The sequence below is a fragment of the Corynebacterium sp. ACRPZ genome, assembly GCF_022346205.1.
GTDB lineage: Bacteria > Actinomycetota > Actinomycetes > Mycobacteriales > Mycobacteriaceae > Corynebacterium > Corynebacterium lehmanniae.
On record NZ_JAKRMR010000005.1, the window covers coordinates 162,944 to 185,815 of the forward strand.

24 protein-coding genes and 1 pseudogene are annotated in these 22,872 nt (G+C 65.5%); 8 read left to right on the plus strand and 17 right to left on the minus strand.

All coding sequences use genetic code 11. From position 1 onward, the window contains the following. Positions 1-64: 64 nt before the first annotated feature. The 7 genes from MHX64_RS05360 to MHX64_RS05390 all read right to left on the minus strand — a co-directional run bounded on the left by MHX64_RS05360 (position 65) and on the right by MHX64_RS05390 (position 7,162). A complete protein-coding gene (locus tag MHX64_RS05360) occupies positions 65-1,195 on the minus strand; it encodes an ABC transporter ATP-binding protein (RefSeq protein WP_181889271.1) in 1,131 nt (376 codons plus the stop codon). 34 nt (positions 1,196-1,229) lie between these two features. Further along, positions 1,230-2,552 (minus strand): ABC transporter substrate-binding protein, encoded by a 1,323-nt coding sequence (locus MHX64_RS05365; protein ID WP_181889272.1) that lies wholly within the window; start codon positions 2,550-2,552, stop codon positions 1,230-1,232. A 43-nt stretch (positions 2,553-2,595) separates the two neighbouring features. Further along, positions 2,596-3,405 (minus strand): carbohydrate ABC transporter permease, encoded by an 810-nt coding sequence (locus tag MHX64_RS05370; protein ID WP_239306192.1) that lies wholly within the window; start codon positions 3,403-3,405, stop codon positions 2,596-2,598. A 186-nt stretch (positions 3,406-3,591) separates the two neighbouring features. Continuing rightward, the gene (locus MHX64_RS05375) at positions 3,592-4,545 is read right to left on the minus strand and encodes a carbohydrate ABC transporter permease (RefSeq protein ID WP_239356137.1); all 954 of its coding nucleotides are present in this window, start codon (positions 4,543-4,545) and stop codon (positions 3,592-3,594) included. 201 nt (positions 4,546-4,746) lie between these two features. Next, positions 4,747-5,670, minus strand: coding sequence for a DUF5926 family protein (locus MHX64_RS05380; protein ID WP_181889275.1), 924 nt, complete (start codon positions 5,668-5,670; stop codon positions 4,747-4,749). Between the two features lie 37 nt (positions 5,671-5,707). Beyond that, entirely contained in the window at positions 5,708-6,397 is a 690-nt protein-coding gene (locus MHX64_RS05385; RefSeq protein WP_181889276.1) for a glycerophosphodiester phosphodiesterase family protein, read from the minus strand. Between the two features lie 9 nt (positions 6,398-6,406). Next, a complete protein-coding gene (locus tag MHX64_RS05390) occupies positions 6,407-7,162 on the minus strand; it encodes a glycerophosphodiester phosphodiesterase family protein (protein WP_338025182.1) in 756 nt (251 codons plus the stop codon). 64 nt (positions 7,163-7,226) lie between these two features. Between MHX64_RS05390 and MHX64_RS05395 the strand changes: the two genes are divergently transcribed. Next, positions 7,227-9,143 (plus strand): alpha/beta-hydrolase family protein, encoded by a 1,917-nt coding sequence (locus MHX64_RS05395; RefSeq protein ID WP_239356138.1) that lies wholly within the window; start codon positions 7,227-7,229, stop codon positions 9,141-9,143. On the opposite strand, the gene msrA is transcribed toward MHX64_RS05395, so the two are convergent. Further along, positions 9,144-9,797: a peptide-methionine (S)-S-oxide reductase MsrA gene (gene msrA / locus MHX64_RS05400; RefSeq protein ID WP_239356139.1), complete on the minus strand. Its 654-nt coding sequence runs from the start codon at positions 9,795-9,797 to the stop codon at positions 9,144-9,146. A 90-nt stretch (positions 9,798-9,887) separates the two neighbouring features. Here msrA and MHX64_RS05405 point away from each other — a divergent pair, with 90 nt between their 5' ends. Together MHX64_RS05405 and MHX64_RS05410 are read left to right on the plus strand one after the other, a co-directional pair. Then, on the plus strand, positions 9,888-10,490 hold the full coding sequence (locus tag MHX64_RS05405; RefSeq protein ID WP_239356140.1) for a superoxide dismutase: 603 nt from the start codon (positions 9,888-9,890) through the stop codon (positions 10,488-10,490). A gap of 181 nt (positions 10,491-10,671) precedes the next feature. Continuing rightward, entirely contained in the window at positions 10,672-11,844 is a 1,173-nt protein-coding gene (locus MHX64_RS05410) for an MFS transporter (RefSeq protein ID WP_239356141.1), read from the plus strand. Between the two features lie 5 nt (positions 11,845-11,849). Here the strand turns inward: MHX64_RS05410 and MHX64_RS05415 are convergent, their stop codons facing one another. Next, positions 11,850-13,325, minus strand: a complete 1,476-nt coding sequence (locus tag MHX64_RS05415) for a TM0106 family RecB-like putative nuclease (RefSeq protein ID WP_239356142.1) — start codon at positions 13,323-13,325, stop codon at positions 11,850-11,852. An 88-nt stretch (positions 13,326-13,413) separates the two neighbouring features. Between MHX64_RS05415 and MHX64_RS05420 the strand changes: the two genes are divergently transcribed. Further along, positions 13,414-14,049, plus strand: coding sequence for a DUF6474 family protein (locus MHX64_RS05420; protein WP_239356143.1), 636 nt, complete (start codon positions 13,414-13,416; stop codon positions 14,047-14,049). A 4-nt stretch (positions 14,050-14,053) separates the two neighbouring features. Here MHX64_RS05420 and MHX64_RS05425 read toward each other — a convergent pair whose 3' ends face one another. Together MHX64_RS05425 and MHX64_RS05430 are read right to left on the minus strand one after the other, a co-directional pair. Then, a complete protein-coding gene (locus MHX64_RS05425) occupies positions 14,054-14,692 on the minus strand; it encodes a response regulator transcription factor (RefSeq protein WP_239356144.1) in 639 nt (212 codons plus the stop codon). Further along, positions 14,670-15,947 carry a sensor histidine kinase gene (locus MHX64_RS05430; protein WP_239356145.1) on the minus strand — a complete coding sequence of 426 codons (1,278 nt, stop codon included), beginning with the start codon at positions 15,945-15,947 and terminating at the stop codon, positions 14,670-14,672. The genes MHX64_RS05425 and MHX64_RS05430 overlap by 23 nt, the downstream gene beginning before the upstream one ends. Between MHX64_RS05430 and MHX64_RS05435 the strand changes: the two genes are divergently transcribed. Together MHX64_RS05435 and MHX64_RS05440 are read left to right on the plus strand one after the other, a co-directional pair. Continuing rightward, entirely contained in the window at positions 15,946-16,491 is a 546-nt protein-coding gene (locus tag MHX64_RS05435) for a DUF2020 domain-containing protein (protein WP_239356146.1), read from the plus strand. The two genes, MHX64_RS05430 and MHX64_RS05435, sit on opposite strands and share 2 nt — an antisense overlap. Then, positions 16,488-17,441 carry a TIGR00730 family Rossman fold protein gene (locus MHX64_RS05440; RefSeq protein WP_239356147.1) on the plus strand — a complete coding sequence of 318 codons (954 nt, stop codon included), beginning with the start codon at positions 16,488-16,490 and terminating at the stop codon, positions 17,439-17,441. Before MHX64_RS05435 ends, MHX64_RS05440 begins: the two co-directional genes overlap by 4 nt. A gap of 4 nt (positions 17,442-17,445) precedes the next feature. Here the strand turns inward: MHX64_RS05440 and MHX64_RS05445 are convergent, their stop codons facing one another. The 6 genes from MHX64_RS05445 to MHX64_RS05470 form a co-directional block, all read right to left on the minus strand. Beyond that, positions 17,446-17,598 (minus strand): hypothetical protein, encoded by a 153-nt coding sequence (locus tag MHX64_RS05445; protein ID WP_035000279.1) that lies wholly within the window; start codon positions 17,596-17,598, stop codon positions 17,446-17,448. Between the two features lie 2 nt (positions 17,599-17,600). Continuing rightward, positions 17,601-18,407 (minus strand): class E sortase, encoded by an 807-nt coding sequence (locus tag MHX64_RS05450; protein ID WP_181889285.1) that lies wholly within the window; start codon positions 18,405-18,407, stop codon positions 17,601-17,603. 24 nt (positions 18,408-18,431) lie between these two features. Then, complete coding sequence (locus MHX64_RS05455) at positions 18,432-19,058, minus strand: TetR/AcrR family transcriptional regulator (protein ID WP_070475886.1); 627 nt, start codon at positions 19,056-19,058, stop codon at positions 18,432-18,434. 111 nt (positions 19,059-19,169) lie between these two features. Beyond that, positions 19,170-19,439: a GlsB/YeaQ/YmgE family stress response membrane protein gene (locus MHX64_RS05460; protein ID WP_239356149.1), complete on the minus strand. Its 270-nt coding sequence runs from the start codon at positions 19,437-19,439 to the stop codon at positions 19,170-19,172. A 105-nt stretch (positions 19,440-19,544) separates the two neighbouring features. Next, positions 19,545-20,441 carry a universal stress protein gene (locus MHX64_RS05465; RefSeq protein ID WP_239356150.1) on the minus strand — a complete coding sequence of 299 codons (897 nt, stop codon included), beginning with the start codon at positions 20,439-20,441 and terminating at the stop codon, positions 19,545-19,547. 58 nt (positions 20,442-20,499) lie between these two features. After that, complete coding sequence (locus tag MHX64_RS05470) at positions 20,500-20,646, minus strand: hypothetical protein (RefSeq protein WP_181889288.1); 147 nt, start codon at positions 20,644-20,646, stop codon at positions 20,500-20,502. A gap of 22 nt (positions 20,647-20,668) precedes the next feature. On the opposite strand from MHX64_RS05470, the gene MHX64_RS05475 reads away from it, so the two are divergent. Next, positions 20,669-21,649: a pseudouridine synthase gene (locus MHX64_RS05475; RefSeq protein WP_239356151.1), complete on the plus strand. Its 981-nt coding sequence runs from the start codon at positions 20,669-20,671 to the stop codon at positions 21,647-21,649. A gap of 540 nt (positions 21,650-22,189) precedes the next feature. Continuing rightward, positions 22,190-22,872 (plus strand): annotated as a pseudogene (locus tag MHX64_RS05480) (IS256 family transposase); the annotation flags it as partial.

Below are 22,872 nucleotides of genomic sequence, written 5' to 3' on the forward strand. Positions count from 1 at the left end.
GAAGCGCGCCGCCAGCGCCCCGGCACCCCGCCTCAGCGCAGGCGCGGGTCCAGCGGTTCAGCTTCTACAGGTAGTCGTAGTTGATCTCGGTCTCCGGGTCGAAGAAGACGACGCCGCCTTCCATCGGGCGCAGGTAGATGGTGTCACCGTGATCGACATCGATGCCGCGGGGCACCTTCACCGTGATTCGGTCGCCGCGGACCGCGATCACTTCGTCGGCCTGCTCCTGACGGTGCCCGTAGACGTATAGGTCAGAGCCGAGATGCTCAACGATGTCTACCTGAACCGGCAGACCGTAGTGTTGGCCGGGCTGGTTCACACCCACGATCTCCCAGTTCTCCGGGCGCACACCGACGATCACGCGCTCGGACTCCACCTTGGCTGCTAGCTCGCGGGGGATGAAGTAGTCCATGGCGTGGCCCTTGCCGCCAACGACGTGGCCATCGATGAAAGGCACGTTCTCAATCAGCGTCATCGCGGGCGAGCCGATGAACGACGCCACAAACGTGTTGCCCGGATTGCTGTACAGGTTCGCCGGAGTGTCCACCTGTTGGAGAATGCCTTTCTTCAGCACACAGACGCGGTCGCCCATGGTCATCGCCTCAGTCTGGTCGTGGGTGACGTAGACCGTGGTTGTACCCAGCTTGCGCTGTAGCTGCAGAATCTGCGCACGGGTGGACACGCGCAGCTTGGCGTCCAGGTTGGACAGCGGCTCGTCCATGAGAAAGACCTTGGGTTCCCGCACGATGGCGCGGCCCATTGCGACGCGCTGACGCTGGCCACCGGACATAGCGGCCGGCTTCTTGTCCATGAGGTCTTCCAGCTCGAGCATCTTCGCCGCGAAGTCCACCCGCTCCTTGATGGTCGCCTTATCCACCTTCGCGTTTTCCAACGCGAAGGCCATGTTCTGGCGGGCCGTCATGTTTGGGTAGAGCGCGTAGGACTGGAACACCATGGCAACGTCTCGGTCGCGCGGCCGCGTCTCGGTCACGTCTACGCCGTCGATGAAGATCTGGCCTTCATCCACCGGTTCCAGCCCAGCGAGCATGCGCAGCGTGGTCGACTTGCCGCAGCCGGACGGACCGACGAGAACGAGGAACTCGCCGTCGGCGATGTCTAGGCTGATGCGGCTAACCGCAGGTGGGCGTGACGGGTCGTAGATGCGGGACGCTTGACGGAATTCAACTGGTGCCATGTGCGACTCCTTTTCGTGCTCGAGCCAGCCCGGGCTACTTATCCAGCTTCGGAGCGATGTCGCGGTCGATGACCTGCTGGGTTTCGGTGTCCAGGTCAGCGAAGACCTTTTCCACGTCCTGGCCACCAACGGTGATCTTGTCCAGTGCTCCGCCGATACGCTTGCCGCCACCCGGAACGAACACACGCGCGTAGTCCTGCGGCTTCGTGTTTTCGTTCAGCTGCTTGATTGCGGTCTCGGCGTTCGGATTCTCGTCCAGGAACTTGCGCTCCTCCGGGTTCTCCAGCGCGTCCTTACGCACCGGCATGTACCCGGTCTTCTGCGAGAACTTGATCGTGTTCTCGGTGTTGGTGATGAAGTCGATGAACTTCACCGCGTTCTTCTTGCGGGCATCCGAGATCCCGTTCGGCACGGCCAAGCCAGCGCCGCCGGTGGCCGCGGACGGGCCGGGGCCCGGCAGGTAGGTGGTGATGAACGGGATGGTCGCGGAGTCTTTCAGGCCGCCGAGGGAGCCAGTGGACTCCAGCAGCGCCGATGCATTGCCGTTGCCGAAAGCAACAGTTGGGTCGGTGCTGATCTCAATGTGGCCCTTCTGCACCTGGTCCTGGAGGAACTTCGCGGCCTCGATGGTCTTCGGGTCGGAGAACGTCGGCTCCCACTCATTGGAGTATGCGCCACCGAACGCCCACACCATGCCCTGGAAGTACCAGTCAAGGTAGCTGGAGCCATCCGGAATGGTCAGCGCCGGGTGGCCGGTCTTTTCCTTGAGTTTGCCCGCCCACTCATCGAACTCCTGCCAGGTCTCCGGGCCACGATCCGTCGGCAGACCCGCAGCAGCCAGGTCGTCGGTGTTCCAGTACATGAGGTTGGTGGAGCGGGAGTAGGGCACGCCGTAGTGCTTCCCGTCGTAGAGGTAGTCGTCGCGCAGGGTATCCACGTAGGAATCGGAGTCGATGTTTTCGGACTCCCACAGCTCGTCCAGTGGGGTCGTGGCGTCGTTCAGCGCAAAATTGAACCAGGTCACGTCCGAAGCGACGATGACGTCCGGCAGGTCATTGCCAGCAAGCGCGGCGTTGAACTTCTGCGCCAACTCCTCGTAGTTGGCACCACCGTCGACCAGCTCGACGGAAAGGTCCGGGTTTTCCTTCTCAAACGCGTCGATGAGCTCCTGCTCCAGATCACGGGACTTACCCGGGTGGTTGGACCAGAAGACAATCTTGTTCTCGTCGCCTGCAGCGTTTCCGCCTCCGTTGCCGCCATCGCTGGTAGACCCGCCTGCGCAAGCAGTGAGGGAAACAGCGGTCAGAGCAGCAAGAGCTGCGGCGCCGAGACGCTTCGTCAGGGAACTGGTGGACATGGGGTTCTCCATTCTTGAATTGGTACGGGGAGTTTGAAGCGGGTCAGCCCTTGACGGCGCCCGCGGTGAGGCCCTTGATCATCTGCTTCTGCAGGAGGATGAACACGATGATCATGGGAAGCGTGGTCAGCACCGTGCCAGCCATCACCGGCGCCCAGTTGGTCAAGCCTTCCGCGTCCTGCAGCCGGGTCAGGCCGACTGGCAGCGTGGCTGCGGCCGGAGTGTCAGTGATGAGGAACGGCCAGAGGTACTCGTTCCACTCGTTGACGACAGTAATGAGCAGGAACGCCGACAGAGTCGGCCAAGACATCGGCAGGACCACCTTGAACAGCCGGGTGAAAAAGCCGGCGCCGTCCATTTCTGCTGCTTCCATAATCTCGGCTGGCAGGGACTGGAAGTGGTTGCGCATGAGGAAACAGCCGAACGCCACACCAGCCAGAGGGACGATGACACCGGTCCAGGTGTCGCGCCACCCCAGCGAGGCAGCCAGGGCGTAGTTGGAAATGATGGTGATCTGGTTGGGCACCATCAGCGCAGCGATCACCAGAAGGAAGAGCAGATTTCGCCCCGGGAATCGCAGAAACGCGAAAGCGTAAGCCGACAGCACCCCGAGGACGACCTTGATCACGGTAAGGATGAGGGTGATGCCGATGGAGTTGCGCAGATACTGCGGGAACCCAGACGTCTCCCACACACGCGCGTAGTTTTCCGGCACCAGAGGGTTGGGCCAGAACGTGATCGGATCCGAGTAGACATCCTGGTAGGTCTTAAACGAGGTGATCACGATGAAGTACAGCGGCACCAAGATCATGAGCACCGTGAGCACCAAAGCGGCATACCCCAAAAACTTCATGCCTTTTGAGCTAGCTTCGGCTGGCGCGCCTTTACGCTTGCGCTGCGCATCGGTGATCACAGGTTCGCTAGACCCCTGGCTGCCGGGCACCGGCGGCAAGGAATCCTCATCGCGCACTATCGCCGCCGGGCGCTGCTGCGCCGGCTTCGCGGACTTGCTGGATTCAGCTGAGAACTGCGTCGACATCTACTTGTCCAACCTCTCCTGCAGCTTGATTTGGAGCACGGTGATAATCAGGACGACGAGGAACATGATCGTGGCTACCGCAGCGCCGTAACCTGCGCGGCCGTTCACGAAGGTTTCCGTATAGACCTGGAACACCATCGTCGTTGTGCCATAGGTGAATGGACCGCCCCTAGTCATCGCGTTGATGACATCGAAGACCTGGAACGAACTAAGCAGCACTGTGATAAGGAGGAAGAACGTGGTGCCTCGCAGCTGCGGCAGCACAACCCGAAAGAAGTGCCGCGACGCGGACGTGCCGTCAATCTCCGCCGCCTCATCAAGGTCGTGCCGGCGCCCCTGCAGCGCAGCCAAGTAGATGACAAAGACGTAGCCGACGTTCTTCCAGATGTAGGTCGCCGTGATCATGAACAGCGCCCAACCGGAGTTCTGGTAGAAATTCGGCACCGGAATGTGAAGAAGGTTGAGGAAGTACTGGATCAATCCGTAGCGGGGATCGAACACAAACTGGAAAGCCACACCGATGGCTGCGCCTGCGATGACATACGGGGCGAACACCATGGAACGCACCGCCGCACGTCCGAACAGCTTCTGGTCCAGCAGCACCGCGAGCGCAAGCCCGATCACCATCGATCCCGCCACTGCGAAGAACGTAAAAATCAGTGTGTTCCAGACGATGGTCTTGGTCTCCGGGGCTTGGAACCAGTCGATGTAGTTCTGCAGCCCGACCCACGTCATCGACGGGGAGGAGATGTTCCAGTTGTAGAAAGAGATGCGGATGTTGTCCACCAAAGGGCGGTAGGTGAACAGAATCAACAACAGGAGGTTTGGGCCGACCAACAGCGTGGCCAGGCCTACCTGGCGCCAGTCAATCTTCCGGCGGCCTTTCCGACGGGATGCCGCGTACTCCGCGGAGACCTCTGGCTCCACGGAGATTGCCGGAATTGTCGTACTCATGGGGAGCACCGTAAGCCCCGTCCATGAACGCACAGTTAACTGAGAGTTGTATTAAAGAGAACGTTGCGCCAACGGATCGTGCGCGTCACAAACACCAATATCGTGCGACAACAGCACAATCCTGGCCGCCCCGTTTGGCGCTACATTCTCAGCCTGCGCAAAGAAAGCAGTCACCCGGGGCGTTCAAGAATCACGCACGCGCTAGATGGTCACCTGACGGGACCTGATGTTGTCCAGCTGCTTGCGCTCGTCGGCGGTCAACGCGGCGTCGTTGCTGTACTCGGCCTCGATCTGCCTGTTCAGCGCGGCCAGCGCCTCCTCGTAGGAGCCTGCGTCCACGGACGGGTCGAGGTCGAACACCGGCACGACCAGGCCGTGGGTGCGGAAGGCGCCGGCGAACTTGGTGCCTTCGCCCAGGTTCAGCTCGCCGCGGGCAGCGATGCGGGCCAGCGCGGAGAGCATCTGCGCCTCGTTGTCCTCGGTGCGCACCCAACGGATGTGCGCCTTGCCGCCGCCAGGGTTGACCCACCAGATCGCGCCCGGCAGGTCCACGCCGACCTTCTCGGACGGCAGGACAGCGTCGTTGGCCTGCTGTAGCGCCTGCTGGATCTGCGGCGGAACGGCGGCACCTTCGGGGAACCACCAGGCAAAATCGTCGTAGGTGGTGATGTCGGGCACCACGGAGGTGTCGATAAGCGAAGCGAGCTCCGGCTGCGAACCATCGGCGACGGTGGACTGCAGCGTCTCGCCCGGCGCCGCATCGACGACCCAGTTCAGGGCGTACGCGAGGTCGCGGCCCGGGTTCTGGGAGTGGGAGGTGACCTGCAGGGCAACGAAGCGCTCGCCGCCCTCGGACTCCTCGCGCACCAGCGCGGCGCCGGCTCCCGGCAGCACGGTGACGATGTTCACCGGGGTGCCCTTGATGTCAAACTTAGCCACGGCGGACGGCACGAACTCCTGCAGCGCGACCAGGTCGGCCTCTGCGGCCAGGCCGCCGAACGGGCGGGGGTCCTTCTGCAGCTTCTCGCGCTCGGCTGCGCGGGCGGCCAGCTTGGCCTCGCGGCGGGACATGCCCTCGGGCAGGTCCTCGCGGTTCTTCTTCTTTTTCGGCTTGCGTTGCACCATGCGCGCAATCGTACCGGCCACGCTACGGCCGCGAACGCTACGCCAAGGTCTCTAACGCGATATGCGGCAGGTCGGTGCCGATCAGCGACGCGCCGTGTTGCTGCAGCCAGATCATGTCCTTAGGCAGATTCACGGTCCACACGTAGGTGCGGAATTCTCCGCCGAGCAGCTCGGGGTGGGCCTTCGCCATGCGTACGCTCGGCCCGGCGCCGCAAGCACCCACTGGTTCGAATGCCTCCTCAACAAGCAGAAACGTCTCAAGTTCCGGCAAGAGACGCTGGAAACGTTCGACCGCCTCCGGGTTGAAAGAGATCAGGTGGACGCGCGGATCACGTTCCATGCCTCGGGAGCGCAGCACGTCGGCCACGGCCTCTTCCAGCACCCCGCCGAACGGCGACGGGTGCTTCGTCTCAATGAGAATGTGCTTGCCGGGATACTGATTCAGCAAAGTCAACAGCTCGTCCAACAGCATGATCTGCTGCGGATCGTCCTCGGTGCCGATGTTGAGTTGGCGGAGCTCGTCGAGAGGCATCTGCGCCACCTCGCCAGAGCCGTCAGAGGTGCGGTCTACGGTCAAGTCGTGGATGACCACCACCTGTCCGTCTGCCGTCAGGTTTACGTCGCACTCGATGCCGGCGATGTCCAGCTTGAGCGCCTCCTCGAAGGAGCGAAGGGTGTTTTCCGGGTACAGGCCGTTGAAGCCGCGGTGCGCGATGATTCCAGTCATATTTCCTCCCTACCCCGCCACCGCCGCGGCCGGCACCTGCCCGTACGCGGCCAAAGCGACGTCCGGCAGGTCGGTGGCGATGACGTCGACGCCGTTGTCGGCGCACCAGCGCATTTGGCGCGGGGTATTCACGGTCCAGGTGTAGGTGCGCAACCCCCGGTAGCCCAGCAGCTCTTGGCGCAGTTGCAGGTGCTGCAGCGCAGGCCCGACGCCGTAGGGGCGGGAGAGCATGCGGCTCTTGCGGTTCCACCGCATCTCTTTCAGGCGGAACAGGTAGAAGGTTTCCAGCTCGGGCGCCATTTCGGTGAAGTAGCGCACGGCGCGGTGGGAAAAGGAGATCACGTGCACGTTTTCGGATTCGTGCAGCCCGGCGTAGCGCAACGTTCGCAAGGTCTGCTCGTCCACCTCGGGCCCGTAGATGGTGGGGTGCTTCGTTTCGATGTAGATGTGCTTGTCCGGGTAGTCCTGCATGAGTTCGAGCAGTTCTTCCAGGCACATGATCTGCTGCGGCTCGTCTTTGGTGCCGCAGTTGAGCTCCCGCAACGCCGAGAAGTCCAGGCAGTCCACGCGGCCGCGGCCGTCGGTGGTGCGGTTGACCGACGCGTCGTGGAAGACCACCACGCGCCCGTCGCGGCTGAGGCGCACGTCGCATTCGATGCCGTGGATGGGCAGCTTCAAAGCTTCTTCGAACGCCCGGCGCGTCAGCTCGGGGTGGTGTCCGGAGAATCCGCGGTGCGCAACAATCTTGGGCATCTTCTCGCTCACGGCTGCGAGGCTACCCGCGCGCAGCAGCCCCCGCGACCGGAACATTTTTGGAACAATCGCTTCCGTGCCTTCCAATTTCCTCGTCAAAGCCCGCACCGCTTTAGATCAGCTGCCGGACGCGCTGCAACGCGCGCGTTCGCGCTATTCCGTCAAGCGCGACGGTGTGCTGGCGTTGCCGATGGGCGTGTTGGAGGTGCTGGCTGACATCTCCCCGGGCGTGCGCATGGGTGGTCTGCGGCGCTTGCCTCCGAGTTTCCGCGCGGGGCTTGCGGGGGCTGAGGTGGCGACGTGGGGTGCGGTGTCGCCGTCGCTGCTGCCTCACAGCTGGTGGGCGACTGCCGCGAACGTCGGTGTGTTGCAGGGCCTGGGCCATGGCTTTGCGACGGTAGCTTCGCAGGCCCTCCGCCCCGTCCGCTCCGACGAACCGCAGAGCTTGCTTCCCGGCCCGGTGCGCCTGGCCATGACGGGTGTGACCGCCGGCGTGTTTGTCACGTCGCTGCACCGCCGCGCTCACCAGGAAAAGCTGGTGGAAAGCGACGAGAAGTTCAAGGTCAGCCCGCAGATCCTCGGCATCACGGTGGGCACGCTGGGCTACGGCGTGGTGCTGCTTGTCGGCGATGCGATCCAGACGTTCATCGACGCGATCAACGAGCTGCTGGGCAAGAAGCTGCCGCCGGTGGCGTCGTGGCCGCTGGCGATCGCGGGCGGCGGCGCGCTGCTGATTCTGGTTGGCGACCAGATGGTGGTGCGCCGCTTCGCGGTGCGCGTGAGCCGCCAGGCGCAGGAGCTGGACCGCGAGTTCATGCGCGGGGCGGACCAGCCGAAGCGGCCTGAGCGTTCCGGTTCGCCGGAGTCGCTGGTGGACTGGAACACGATGGGCCGCCAGGGCCGCGCGGTGGTGGCCGGCGGCCCCCGCAAGGAGGACATCGAGCGCCTCGTTGACGGCGAGGCGATGGAGCCGATCCGCATCTTCGTCGGCCTGGACACCGAGCGCGACGATGCCCCGGACTTCGAGGAAATGGCCGCCGTCGCGGTCGAGGAGATGCGCCGCACCGGCGCGTTCGAGCGCAGCCACATCGCGGTGATGTCGGCGGCGGGCACGGGCTGGATCAACGACTTTCACACCTCGGGCTTCGAGTTTGTCACCCGCGGCGACTCCGCGGTGGTGGCCATGCAGTACTCCTACCTGCCCTCGGCGTATTCCTATTTGGCGGACCGCAAGAACCCGGTGAACTCCTCGCGCGTGCTCATCGAGGCGATCCGCCGCGAGCTGGAACAACTCGACCCCGAAAAGCGCCCGAAGCTCTACGTCGGCGGCGAGTCGCTGGGCGCGTACGGCGTGTCGGACGCGTTCGAGACCGTCGAGGAGTTCCTTGAGCAAACCTCAGGCGGCGTGTTCACGGGCACGCCCGGCTTCGCCAGCAACCACAGCTACCTCACCCGTCACCGCGAGAAGGGCTCCCCGCAGCGCCTCCCGCTTATCGACGGCGGCCGCCACGTCCGCTTCACCGCCCACCCTGCCCACCTGCGCCACGATTTCCGCGGCCATTCCTACGCCAACACCTGGGTAGAACCCCGGTTCGTCTTCGCCCAGCACGCCTCCGACCCGGTGGTGTGGTGGGAGCCGTCCCTGGCGTGGAAGGCGCCGGACTGGCTGAAAGAGCCCGGCTCGCGCGGCGAGCCCGCCCCGCGTGCGCAGCACTTGGACGCGCTGGACACGATGCGGTGGATGCCGCTGGTGACGTACTGGCAGATCGGCATCGACCAGCTGCCGTCGAAGGACTACCCCTCACCCCACGGGCACAACTACCACGACGAAACCGTCGCCTACTGGAACGCGGTCATCCACGGCGCGGGCGACGACGCCGGCCCGCAGGCGCTTTCCCGCCCCGAGCTGGTGCGGGTGGCGCGCTGGATCCACAACGACGCCACGAAAACCCGCATGCCCAAAAACGGGTTCCCCTCAAAGCACGGCTACTAGCTAGATCCCGCAGGCCACGCCGGTGGAGTGGTGCGGGCAGTAGCCGTTCGGCACCTTGTGCAGGTACTGCTGGTGCTCCTCCTCCGCCAGGTAATACTTCACTCCGTCTTTCTCCACCGACTTCACTTCGGTGGTGATGTCGCCGTAGCCGGCGCTTTGCAGGTCCTGCTCATACTGGCGGATCCACCCGCGGATCTGCTCCGCTTCGTCCTCAGTGTCGGTGTAGAAGGCGGAGCGGTACTGCGTGCCCACGTCGTTGCCTTGGCGGTAGCCCTGCGTCGGGTCGTGCGCCTCCAGGGCGGCCTTCACAATTTCTTTCAGCGTGATCACTTCCGGGTCGTAGACCACCTCCACCGCCTCGAGGTGGTTGGTCTGCCCGGAGCACACCTCGCGGTACGTCGGGTTCGGGGTAATCCCGCCGGCGTAGCCCACAGAGGTGGAGTTCACGCCGTCGAGCTGCCAGAACATCTTCTCCGCTCCCCAGAAGCAGCCGATGCCCACCAGCACGCGTTTCTGGCCGTCGCGCCACGGCCCCGTGGTGGGCGTGCCCAGCACCGCGTGCTCGCGCGGGTTCGCCAGAACAGGCTCGGGGCGGCCGGGGAGGGCGGAGCTGACGTCGACAAGCTTTGGCGATGGTGCGAAAAGAAATCCCATGCCCTACACAACGACTTCGGCCACAACACTGTTCCCAAATTTTCTCTACCATGGGGCCCGCAACTGATTCGCAGACGAAAGGAATCAATCATGGCTGTTTACGAGCTTCCCGATCTCCCCTACGCATACGACGCGCTGGAGCCGCACATCTCCGCCGAGATTATGACGCTGCACCACGACAAGCACCACGCGACCTACGTCGCTGGCGCAAACGCCGCGCTCGAGGCCCTCGAGGCTGAGCGCAACGGTGAGGCGAACCCGGACCGCCTGCGCGCCCTGTCCAAGAACCTGGCGTTCAACCTGGGTGGCCACACCAACCACTCCATCTTTTGGAAGAACATGGCACCGAACGCTGGCGGCAACCCGACCGGCGAGATCGCTGAGGCCATCGACCGCGACTTCGGTTCCTTCGAGGCCTTCAAGAAGCAGTTCGCTGGCGTCGCCACCGGCCTGCAGGGCTCCGGCTGGGCAGTGCTGGGCTACGACCACATCGCTGGCCGCCTGATCATCCAGCAGCTGACCGACCAGCAGGGCAACGTCTCCGTGGACTTCACCCCGGTGCTCATGCTGGATATGTGGGAGCACGCGTTCTACCTGCAGTACAAGAACGTCAAGGCTGACTACGTCGAGGCTTGGTGGAACGTTGTCAACTGGGACGACGTCAACGAGCGCTACGCAAAGGCATCCGCTTAACGACGGCTCCGCCCTCCCCTAACCACCAGCGCCCGCCACTTCCGGAAACGGAAGGGCGGGCGCTGGTTTTCCCTGTGATACGTCGAGTCCCTGCGAACTCACAACCCATACTAGGTTAGGCTTGCCTTATCTAGCAACCGTTCCGGCAAAAAATCGTTGCGCTTTTCCTAGCATGGTGTGCATGCAGAAAGGCAGCCCGGAATATCGTCGCGCAACGTGGGCCATGCTCGCGTTCGGGCTAGCCATCTTCAACGCCTTGTACGCAACCCAGGCGCTGCTGCCCACCCTCACCACCGAGCTGGAGGTGAGTCCGTCCACCGCTGCCCTGACCGTCTCCGCTGCCACCGGCGCCCTGGCGCTGTGCGTGGTGCCCGCCTCGATCCTGTCGGAGAAGTACGGGCGCGGGCGCGTGCTGGTGGTCTCGGCGCTCGGCGCGACCGCGCTCGGCCTCGCCCTTCCGCTGGCGCAGACCGCGGGGCAGCTCATCGCCCTTCGCGCAGTGCAGGGCGCGCTCATCGCCGGCACCCCTGCGGTAGCCATGACCTGGCTGTCTGAAGAACTGGACCCGAACGATCTGCCCGGCGCGATGGGCCTGTACATCGCCGGTAACTCCATCGGTGGCTTGAGCGGGCGCCTTATCCCGGCCGGGCTTCTGGAGGTCACCTCCTGGCGCTGGGCCATGTTCGGCAGCGCCATGGTTGCCTTCACGCTGGCGGCGCTGGCGGCGTGGGCGTTGCCAGAGCAGCGCAATTTTGTGCCGAAGGCGTCGATACGCCCCAGCGTGGAGGTGCGCGCGATGCTGGGCCACCTGAAAAACCCACGGCTGGTGGGGCTGTACGCCACCGCATTTATCGCCATGGGTGTGTTCGTCTCCATGTACAACTTCTTCGGCTTCCGCGCGGTGCTGGACTACGGGCTGCCCGCCGCGCTGTCGGGCCTGGTGTACGTGGTGTACCTGTCCGGCACCTGGTCGAGCGCGCGGGCCGGCGCATTCTCCAAGCGCTACGGCCGCGGCCTGGTGGTGCTCGCCTCCGCGCTGCTGATGCTGGCGGGCGCGCTCGCCGTGGCCGCACCCAGCCTGTGGGTCGCGCTCGCCGGACTGCTCGTGTTCACGGCGAGCTTCTTCGCGCTCCACTCGACGGCCTCCGGCTGGGTCGGACTCATCGCCGAGCACGACCGCGCGGAAGCGTCCAGCATGTACGTGTTCTGCTACTACATGGGCTCGTCGATCCTGGGGGCGGCGACCGGCTGGGCCTACGAGGGGCTGCCGTGGGCCGGGTTCGTCGCGGTGCTCGCCGCGATGCTCACTGCACTAGCGCTGGTGGCCGTGGCGCTTTGGAAGGCGGAGCGGTAGGGCCGCTACACCGCGCCGAACTCCGGCACGCCCGGCGCGCCGGCGGCGAGGAAGTCGCGCACGGCGCGGGTGGCTCGGCAGTCGTCCTCGTTGTAGCGCAGCAGCATGTCGCGGGCGGCCTGGTCCCCGAACCGGGCGGCGCGGCGCAGCGCGACGGAGCGCTCGCCGTCGACGTCGTCGTCCTCCCACTCAAAGCCCACGACCGGGCCCAGCGCCTTCAGCCCCAGCCCGTCGGTGCCCACTAGCGATCGGCGCACGTGCGCGAACACGTCCACCCACTCGTCGGAGGCGATGAACGCGGCCACCTCGGCCTCGTCCACCGAGCCGAACCGCTTCGCGGAGGAGCGCAGCCAGTGGTTCTCCCCGCCCGCGGCGTAGCAGTAGGCGCGGAAGCTCTTGCCCTCGGTGTGAGCGGAAGCCCGGCGCGCCATCAGCCAGGACCAGAACGCGGCGAAGTTCTCCTCCTCGGCGTCGCCGCCGACATCGTCCCAGGTGACAAACGCGCGGTAGTCGGCGCCGTCGAACGTGCCCCACAGGTAGGCCCCCTGGTCCAGGTAGGCCTCCATATCCACGTCGACCTCCACGTCGGCGCGGGGCGCGGGCGCGAAACCGGGGCGCCGCAGCACGGGGATGCCTGCGCGCCAGGCGCGGGCCAGGGCGGCGGGTTCGGGCGGAGCTTCGTCGATAAGCTGCTGTACCGTATGGATGCCGCGCTCGCGCCACACGTCGCCGCGGCCGCCCGGAAGCAGCAGCGAGATGTCGTCGAGCTCAACCAGACGCGGCTCGCACAGCGGCCAGAAACGGCAGGTGGCGCACTGTTTCAGGCGCTTGGGCTCGGTCGGCAGCGGCGCCAGCAGCGCCCCCACGAGCGGCTCGATGTGGCGCGACGGGTCGCACAGGTACGCGCGCGTGCGGTCCTGGCCGACGACCGCCCCGCGGCCGTCCGCACGCTCGCCGAGCAGCAGGTGCGCCAACGTGACGCGGTAGCCGTCCACAGTGTGGTGGCGCGCCTTCGCCCCCACCGAAAGCGGCTTGCCCAGCCCGAGCCTGCCTGTGGGGATCATCTCCAGCTCGGCGCTCGGGTGCGAGCGGGCAACGCGGTGGTTGGAAATCACCACGGGCAGGTACCCGGCGTCCGTGCGCACGAGGATGTCCACGTCGGCTTCCGCGTCCACGCCCTCTACCGCGCCGGTCAGGGTGGCGTTGGTGATCAGGTGCGCGCGGCGTCGAAAAGCATCCTGCGTGGCCGCGACACGATCCGACCCGGGGTCAATGTCCACCCGCACGAACGCCTTGCCAGCGCCGTCGCCCACCGCGCGCTTGACGGGCAGCAGGTCGAACACGGCGGCGCGGGCGGCGTCGATCTGCGGCTGGCGCAGCATCGCCTCAGGCAATTCGGGTACGTCCGGGTGCGCGCGGCGCTGCCGCTGGCGGAAGCGGCAGCCCACGAGGTCCGAGGCGCGCACAGGTTCGTTACTCACAATGCCTCAAACGATACCTGCGCAGGGGTAGTGCCCCGGAAGGTACAGTGTATGGGCGTTAGAGCGAACGATTAGAGGAGAGCAAACCATGGGTGTTTTCGAGGCCATCCGCAAGTCCCGCGCGAAGACGAAGGCCGAGGTCAAGGCGGCGCAGACGCATGCGCGCCAGCTGGCCAAGCAGGAGGCGAAGGCCGACGAGCGCGTGGCCAAGCTCCTGGACAAGGCGGAAAAGCGCCTGCTCAAGGAAGAGAAGAAGGGCCTGAAGCGCAAGCAGAAGCACGAAAAGGACCTGGCCAAGGCGCACCTGAAGCGCATCCAGGAGTCCGGCGTGACGCAGAAGAAGGCGAAGCAGTGGGTCTCCGCCGCGCGCATCCTGGTGCCGGTGCTGCTGCCGCTGGTGTACAAGGCGCTGACCTCGTTCCAGCAGGGTCAGGTGAACAACCGCGCCGCCGGTCTGGGCCTGACATCGCAGGATCTCGCGCGCCACTCCGGCCGCGGCGCCGAGCTCAAGGCGCGTATCGACGCCGTCCGGCAGAACATCAACCAGACCGACAACCTCGGCGAGGGCTTCAAGGGCGACGCGCGCGTGCGTCTCGACGAGCTGGAGCAGGCCGTGCGCAACGCCGAGCACGCCAACCCGGAGCAGCGCCGCCTGGCGCACAACTCCATCGACGAGGACCTGAACAAGCTGGCGGCAGAGGTGCACGCCAAGCTATCGAAGTAGCGCGCTACAGCACGCCTTGCTCGCGCGCGGACGCCACGGCGGAGGTGCGCGAGCGCACGCCCAGCTTGTCGTAGATGTGCACGAGGTGGGATTTCACGGTCGCCTCCGAGAGCATGAGCTGGCGGCCGATTTCGCGGTTGGAGGAACCGGCCGCGACTAGCTGGAGCACTTCCAGCTCACGCGGGGTGAGCGAGGAGCGCGGGGTGCGTTCCCTGGATTCGAGCCGGTTGCGCACGACGGGGGACATGGTGGCGTCGCCGCGGGCAGTGGAGCGCACGGCTGCCACGAGTTCCTCCGGCGGCGCGTCTTTGAGCAGGTAGCCCACGGCGCCGGCTTCGATGGCGCCGAGGATGTCCGCGTCCGTGTCGTAGTTGGTCACCACCAGCACCTTGGGCGGGTTGGACATGTTGGCCCGAATCGCGGCGGTGGCCTGCGCGCCGGTGGTCACGCGCTGGCCTTCCGCGCCGGCACCGAATCGCAGGTCCATGAGGATGACGTCGATGCCGCCGGCCTGCGCGGTGGCGATCGCCCCTTCGGCGGTGGCTACCTCGGCCACCACTTTGATGTCCTCGGCGGCTTCCAAAACGGAGCGCAGGCCGAGGCGGACAATCTCGTGGTCGTCAGCCAGCAGTACCCGGATCAACGTCGGTCTCCTCGTTAGAGTCAAGGTCAGTCTTTTGGTTGATCCTAACCGGCACGGCCACGGTCAGCGCCGTCGGCCCGCCGGGGGCGGACTCAATCTCCAACTTTCCGCCCAGCTCCGCGGCGCGCGAGCGCATCGCGTCCAGCCCCAGGTGGCCCAGCCCGCTGGGTTTGAGCCCCTGCGCGTCCACGTCGAAGCCGCGGCCGTTGTCCACCACGTCCAGGCGCACTTCCTCCGGCGCGTAGGTCAGGGTGATGCGGGCGGCACTCGCCTCGGCGTGGTTGACCACGTTGGACACCGCGCCCTGGGCGATGCGCAGCAGCCCGGCCTCCACCCGCATGGGCAGCGGGACGGCCTCGCCGTCGACTTCCACCCCGATGTCCAGGCCGCCGGCCTCGCCGAAGTCCCCGGCCACCCGCGCCAGCGCGTCGCGCAGCGAGGACTCGGTCAGCGGCGCCGGCGCGAGCGCGGCGATCATCGCGCGGGTTTCCGCCAGGTTATTCGACGCCGCCCGGCGCGCCGTCTCCATCTTCCTCAGCGGCACTTGCGCAACCCCCTCCGGCAGCCCGCTTGCCCGCACGTCCTGCTCCGCCGAGTGCAGCAGCATCTGGATCGACGACAGGTTCTGCGCCACCGTGTCGTGCAGCTCGTGCGCGAGGCGTTCGCGCTCTTGGGCCACGCCGGCGGCGCGTTCGGTGTCGGCGAGGCGGTCGCGTGTGGCCAGCAGTTCGTCGATAAGCTGCTGCCTCTCGCGGCTCACGCGGGTGATGGTGTCGAACGCGTACGAAATCGCCACCACAACCACCGCGGACAGCGCCGGGCCCATGATCCCGCCGAGGGTGAGGCCGGCGGGGATCTGCATGCCAATCGCAATACCCAAGCACGCCACCACCCACGCGTAGCCGACCCAGTTGTCAAAGGCGCGCAGCGCCACGAAAAACAGCACGAACACCCAGTACACGGCCACCGGCGAGACGGTCATGTCCGCCACCCACACCGCCGTCGCCCCCAGCATCCAGGCCACCCGCCCCCACGCGCCCCAGCGGTACATCTCCACCATGCCGTAGAACAGCAGAAACGCGAACGCCGCGGTCATCACAATGTGCAGCAGCGCGCTATTGAGCGGCATACGCGCGAGCGCACCGAAGGAGACGAGCATGAGGCACACCGCCAGCACCGTGATGCCCAAATCGAGCGCCCGGTAGTCCGCGGTCTTTCCGGGATGCTGCTCCAACAGCACTAATCTGGAGCTCATGCGTCTGAGAGTACCCACCGCCCTGTTCGTGCTCGCCCTCGCCGGGTGTTCGCAGGAGCCTTCGCCTATCGACGACCCTCCGGCCGCCCCCGCACCCGAACCAGCTCTACCAGTAGAGGCACTCCCCGACACCCCGCGCGATAGCTGGACCGAGTGCCCCTACCTGGACACCGAGTGGGTGGCGCAGACCAACGGCCAGCGTGTCACCGGCGTGGGCACGGACACTCGCTTCGACCCGCCAGCCTGCCAGTTCTGGTCCTACCCCGAGGAGCCGCAGCTGACCGTGCTGGTGCGCCACATGGACTCCGTGGAAGACGCCCGCGCCGTGGTGGACTTCGTCGCCCCGGTGGACCTGACCCAGCCGGCGGCGCTGCCCGGCGGGTGGGACGGCGGCCGCCACGGCGGCGGCGATGTGCCCGGCCGCATCGGCGCAGCGTACGCCGTGGCCAAAGGCGCTACCGCGGTGGCGGTGTTCACTAACCAGCACGAGTCTGTCAAGGCCGAAACGGTGGCGAAGGAAGTAATCGCTAACCTGGCCCTGTGAATACTCCCGTGATGATCTCCGTAGCCGCCATCGTGTTCACCGACGAGCAGGGCCGCGTGCTGTGCGTGCGCAAACACACCAGCCCGCGCTTCCAGCTGCCGGGCGGCAAGCCGGAGCCCGGCGAGACGCTGGTGGACACCGCGCTGCGCGAGACCCGGGAGGAGGTTGGCCTGGACGTCGACGCGGAAGATCTGAGCTACCTGGGCCAGTTCAGCGCGCCGGCCTCCAACGAGCCGGGCTGCACCGTCACCTCGACAGTGTTTTTGCACCCCGGCGCCGGCCTGTCCCCCGCGCCGGCAGCGGAGATCGCCGAGGCCCGCTGGATCGACCCCACGGCCCCCGACGCCGAGCTCGCGCCGCTGCTGCGCGGCGAGATCTTCCCGGCGCTGAAGTCCCGCGAGATCGAAGCCATCGCGGTCTACGCCGGGGCGCGCGAGGGCACCAACCCCAACAACGCCGCGTTGGCCAGGTCATTCGGCGAGGCGTTGGCGGAGGCCGACATCACCTTGGTCTACGGCGGGTCCAAATTGGGGCTGATGGGCGAGGTGGCCGAGGGGGCGTCGACAAGCATTGGCATCCTCACTGAACACCTGGTCAACTACGAGCTACAGTACGAAGGCCTCGAGCGCCTCGAGGTGGTGACTACCATGTCCGAGCGCAAGGCCCGCATGAGCGAGCTTGCCGACGCCATCGTGGCCCTACCCGGCGGCGCCGGCACCCTGGACGAGCTGTTCGAGGAATGGACCAGCCAACAACTCGGCCTGCACAACAAACCGATCGGGCTGTTGGGCAGCGAGTTCTGGGCGCCGCTGGTGGCGATGATCGACCACATGGTGGAGCAGGGCTTCATGCGGCGCACAGACCGCGCGCACATGGTCGTCGCCGACGACCCGCAGGAACTCCTGGCCAAACTGCGCGCCTGGGCGCCGCCGGTGCCGCGCTGGCTCTAAGGGGTTACACCGCGACGTCGTTGTAGGGCATCATCGACGACACCCACGGGTAAACAACCTCCATGAGCAGGAAAAACACGCCCACCAGAATGATCAGGGTGAGCAGCCACTTCACCGGAGCGGGGCCGGGAAGCTTGCGCCACAGTGCCGCATACATCGCTATCGCACCTCTTTCTTGGCTTTCATGGCGGGCGGCAGCGCGCCCGACGGGTCCTTCGGCTGCACCTCCGTGCGCACCGCGTGGATGATCATGCGCTCCGCGTTGGAGAACTGCGGATGGCACGTGGTCAGCGTGATCAGGCCCTCCATGCCCGGCTCCACCTTCGTCGAGCGGTTGCCCGGGATGGGGTTGACCACCTCAATGTCACCCGGCAGCGTGATCTCGCGGCCTTTGACCTGCGCGTAGTCGCCTGCCGCGATGCGTTCGTTGAGCTCGCCGGGCAGGCAATCGATGCCTTCCCTGCGGCGCTCCCCCGGGTCTAGCGACATCGGCAGCACGCGGTAGGTCACCCACTCGGTCTGCGTTTCCACCACGATGGCGTCGCAAGCCTTCAGCGCACCTAAGTCGTTGAACGGGGCGCCCTTGCCCACGCGGTGCCCGGCCACGGCGAAGTTGCCGTCCTCGCCCGGCATCTGAGTGCCCGGGTAGCGGCCCGGGCCGGTGAGCAGCTGGTGCTCCTGGACGCCCTCGACGATGGCGAACTGGTAGTCCTGGCCGAACGCCGGGATGTACATGCGCGCGAACGCGTCGCCCAGCTCCGTGGCCTTGGCCTGGCGGGGGTTGACCCACTGCTCTTCCAGACGGGTCTGCACCTCGTCCTGCATTTTGGCCGAGGCGATGTTTGTCCAATAAGACTCGTAAAACGCGAACAACAGCAGTAACACGCCGAACGTGAGCAGCAACTCGCCAATCACCTGCGAAGCGGTAACGCGGCGCGGCTGCGTGTGCATGTGGGCCGTGGTCATGCGGCTCAGCGTAGCGCCGGCGCGCTAGATGGAGTAATCCGGCGGCGGCGCGCCCAGCGTGTTCTCCGCCAGGGCGCGGGCGGTGCGCAGCGGCTCGACGCTGTGCAGGATCCTCGCGCCGGACAGCCCGCCGTCGAGGAAGATCAGCAGCTCATCCGCCAGCGCGGAGGACTCGTAGCCGTTCTTCTCCGTCAACAGCGCGGTGATCGTTTCGTGCATCCAAGAGCGGTGCGCCATGCACGCCGCGATGATGCGCTCTTCCGACTCCACCTCGGGGCGCGGGTATTCGCCCGCGGCGTTGAGGAAGGGCGAACCGCGGAAGTCCTTGTCCGGCTCTTCGTCGATAGCCATGTCGAAGAATGCGAGGATCTTCGCGTCCGCGTCCGGCGCCTTCGCGGCCCGCTCGCCCCACCGGGCGCGGAACTGCTCGTCCAGCTGCTCCAGGTAGGCGATGACAAGGTTGTCCTTCGAGCCCAGCAGCGAGTACAGCGAGGCCTTGGCCACGTCCGCTTCGCGCAGGATCCGGTCGATGCCGATGACGCGGATGCCCTCTTCGGTGAACAGTTTTGTCGCAGCGTCCAGCAGCCGCTGGCGCGGGCTCGGCCGGTCGCGGCGCCGCTGCGCCGGCTTCTTCTTGCTGGTGGTGGCCAAGGAAAACTCCTTCGTGCGTCGGTCGCATATCAATATAGACAAACCGGTACGTATAGTCCACCGGGCACGAAAAATCCCCCGGGTTCAACCCGAGGGATTTCGCGCTTTTGCCTATCGACGCTTGCTGGTCACCATATTGATGATCCACAGCAAAATCACCGCGCCGAGCAAGCAGGTGAGGAAGCTGAAGAACAGCCCGCCGCCAGCGACATCCACGCCGAACACGGACAGCAGCCAGCCACCAAGCAGACCGCCGATAATGCCGACCACGATGTTCAGGCCGATGCCCATCTGTGCGTCACGGTTCTGGATCTTCGAACCGATCCAGCCGGCAAGACCGCCAATAACAATCCAACCGATAAGACCCATTGCAGGTGCCATAGTGTTTCAACCCCTTCTAATTACTTTTCATCAGTACGGGAGCCATTATGCGCCAGTTATGGATTGAGCGGGCAACGCATCGCATGCAATTGCGTAACAATTCGCTTACAAATCTTGTGTACGCACGACCATCATGGGGCACGGTGCCTCCTGCAGCAGCGCACGGGAGGTCGAGCCCAGCAGCATACCCTTGAAGCCGCCGCGGCCATGCGAACCGGTAACCAGCAGCTGCGCGCCCTGCGCGGCGCTGGCCAGCGCACGCACCGGACGGTCGCGGGTAATGGTCTTCTTCACCTCGACTTCCGGGTACTGCTTTGCCAGTTCGTTCAGGTACGTGCCCAGCAGCTCGTCCTTCTCCGCCTGCACAGCTTGCCAGTGGTCCTCAGACACCGCGTAGCCTGCGCCCGGCCCTTGGATCTGGGTGTCCACCCAGGTGTGCACCGCGTGCAGCTCAGCACCGCGGGCGGCCGCCTCTTCGAAGGCCACCTCGGTAGCACGCCGCGACACATCCGAGCCGTCCACGCCGACCACGACGGGGCCGTACTTGTTCGCCTCGGTCACCGCATTGTCCTCGCGCACGACCACGACCGGGCAGGACGCGTGCGAGACGACGGCGCCGGAGACGGAACCGAGCACCATGCCCGAGATTCCGCTCAGGCCGCGGGAGCCCATGACCACCATGGTCGATTCCTTGGACATCTCCAGCAGCATGTCAATCGGGGAACCCTCCGCGACCGCGTGACCGATGTGCAGGTCCGGCGCAACCTCGAGCGCGATCTCGCGTGCGCGGTCCACGGTCTGCAGGGTCTCACGCTGCAGCTCGTCAAAGACCTCCTGCGGCGGCACCATGCCCTCCGCGTACAGGAACTGCGGCATGGAGTAGGCCGCCGCGAGCCGCAGCGGGATGTTGCGCTTCATCGCCGTATTTGCGGCCCACCGGACCGCATTGTCGGAGGCGGGGCTGCCGTCGACGGCAACAACAACGATATCTTCCTGGGTCATGTGCAAACCTTTCCTAGGATCGGCTGGTTATATCCCCATTCTAGTGCCGTCCGCGGGGTTAGCGCGGCAGTTCCTGCGGCGTCGCCGCCGGCGCGTTCGCGGGGAACAGCACCTGGTAGATCACGCTCAGAACGTCCATGATGGTCTTGCCGATGCCGTCCGAGAAGAACGCCACCAGCGGTTCAACCAATGCTCCAAAATCCATGGCGGCTAATCTACTACACAGCATGGCACGGAAGAAGACTCAGAAGACGGGGCCGCTGCCGCCCCGCGACGGCCTCGGCGCCTCCCGCGCGCGTGTGCCAGAAGGCCCAGGCATCACGGCCGCCGACTTCATCTGGGAACTGGTGTCCACCCAACGCCACCGCCACCCCGAGGACAACGTGGATGGGGTGCTGGCGAGGTTCACCGAAGGTCTCGTCGTAAAGCGAGATGGCTCCCCCATTGCAGCGGATGACCTGCTGGAACCGGGCACCGACGTGTTCTTCTACCGCCGCCCGGCCCCCGAAAAGCCCGTCCCCCACCAGATCACCACAGTGTTCGAGGACGACGACCTTCTCGTCGTGGACAAACCGCCATTCATCGCCACAATGCCCCGCGGCTCCCACATCACCGAAACCGCGACCGTGCGACTGCGGCGCGCCACCGGGAACGAAGAACTCACGCCCGCGCACCGCCTCGACCGAGCCACCTCAGGGCTCCTTCTCCTAACCAAACGCCGCGAAATCCGCGGCGCCTACCAGGAGCTTTTCGCGCGCCGCGAGGTACGCAAGGAGTACCAAGCAATCGCATTGCTTCACGACGTCGCTCCGGCCACCTCCTGGCACCACCACCTCACCAAACAGTCAGGCGAACCCGCGGCGAGGCTGGTGCCCGGCGCAGAACCGAACGCTGCGACAGTGGTTGACAGCGTTTCCCGCCTCGACCCTGGCCTGGAGGCCTCGTTGCAGAGGCGCTACGGGGTTGCAGGCGCCCTAGGGCGGTATGTTTTGCAGCCAGAAACCGGACGCACACATCAGCTACGCGTGCAAATGATGGCGGAGGCCGCCCCAATTCTTGGCGACCGCATCTACCCCACATTGTTGCCCGCCGACGACGAGGACTTCGCCGTACCGATGCTGCTCAGGTGCACCGGTCTAGAGTTCACCGACCCATTGAGCGGGTGCGTTCGGGACTTCCGACTCAAAGACGAGTGGCCATTGCTGTAGCTCGGCGGGCTGGCGCACCGGAAGCCCCTACTTCGATTGCTGGGTGTAGACCCATTGTTTGTGGGGCCGCGGTTGTCCGCAATGCGGAGTCCGCAGGGCGGAATTCGCAGGGGCGCCGGCAGCCTGGGGGGTGGTCTCCGCTGCTCAGCTAAGGGGCCCCTGCGGCGACGTGCGGCGTACCGGTTGTGCACGAATCGACAGCGCTGCCACGTTTGCCCAGGTGGGATTTGGGTGGGCGGGGTTGTTTCGTCGATTTGTACAATTCGTGGGTGTGCACCAATGATGGGCGCAGGGGTGTTTGTCCGCAATGCGGAGTCCGCACGGTGGGCTTCGGCTGGGGTGTTCTCGTAGAAGTTGACGACCGGCCTGTTTTCGCTCGATGTTTCACCAGGTCGCAAAACGCTGTTGTCAGCTTTTGCGAGGTTGCGTCCCTTAGTGTGGTGTAACGCTTGCTGATGGTGGGCCCTGGAAAATGTAGGGGCGGCCACCGCCAGTAACCTTTCGACTCAACTACCACATCTCACCGAAAGGCACATGACGATGACCGCTGCACCGCATTCTATCGACCCGACAACCTATCTGGATGATCTGCTCGCCCAAGCCTCCCCTGATCTGATGCGCCAGATGCTGCAAGGGTTTATCAACCAGATCCTCTCCGCCCAGGCCGACACCGTCTGCGGCGCCGAATACGGCGTCGCTTCCACCGAGCGGGTCAACCACCGCAACGGGTATCGCCACCGCGACCTCGACACCCGTGTCGGCACCATCGACGTGGCAGTGCCAAAGCTGCGCCACGGCGCGTTCTTCCCAGACTGGCTGTTAGAGCGCCGCTCACGGGCTGAACGGGCACTATCGACTGTGATCGCGACGTGCTATCTCAAAGGGGTCTCCACCCGCAGGATGAACGATCTGGTGGCAACCCTTGGCATTTCCAACCTGTCGAAATCCCAAGTCTCGCGCATGTCGGAAGAACTCGACGAGATGGTCGCCGACTTTAAGAAACCGCCCACTCGACCCCGGCGGGTACGCCTACCTGTCCTGCGACGCGTTGACAATCAAGGTGCGTGAAGGCGGCCGGGTGGTCAAATGCTGCGTGCTGCTCGCCACCGGGGTCAACGCCGACGGGTACCGCGAAATGCTCGGCATGCACGTCGCCACCGCGGAATCCAACGCATCGTGGAAAGGCTTCTTCCAAGACCTAAAAGCCCGCGGGCTTCGCGGGG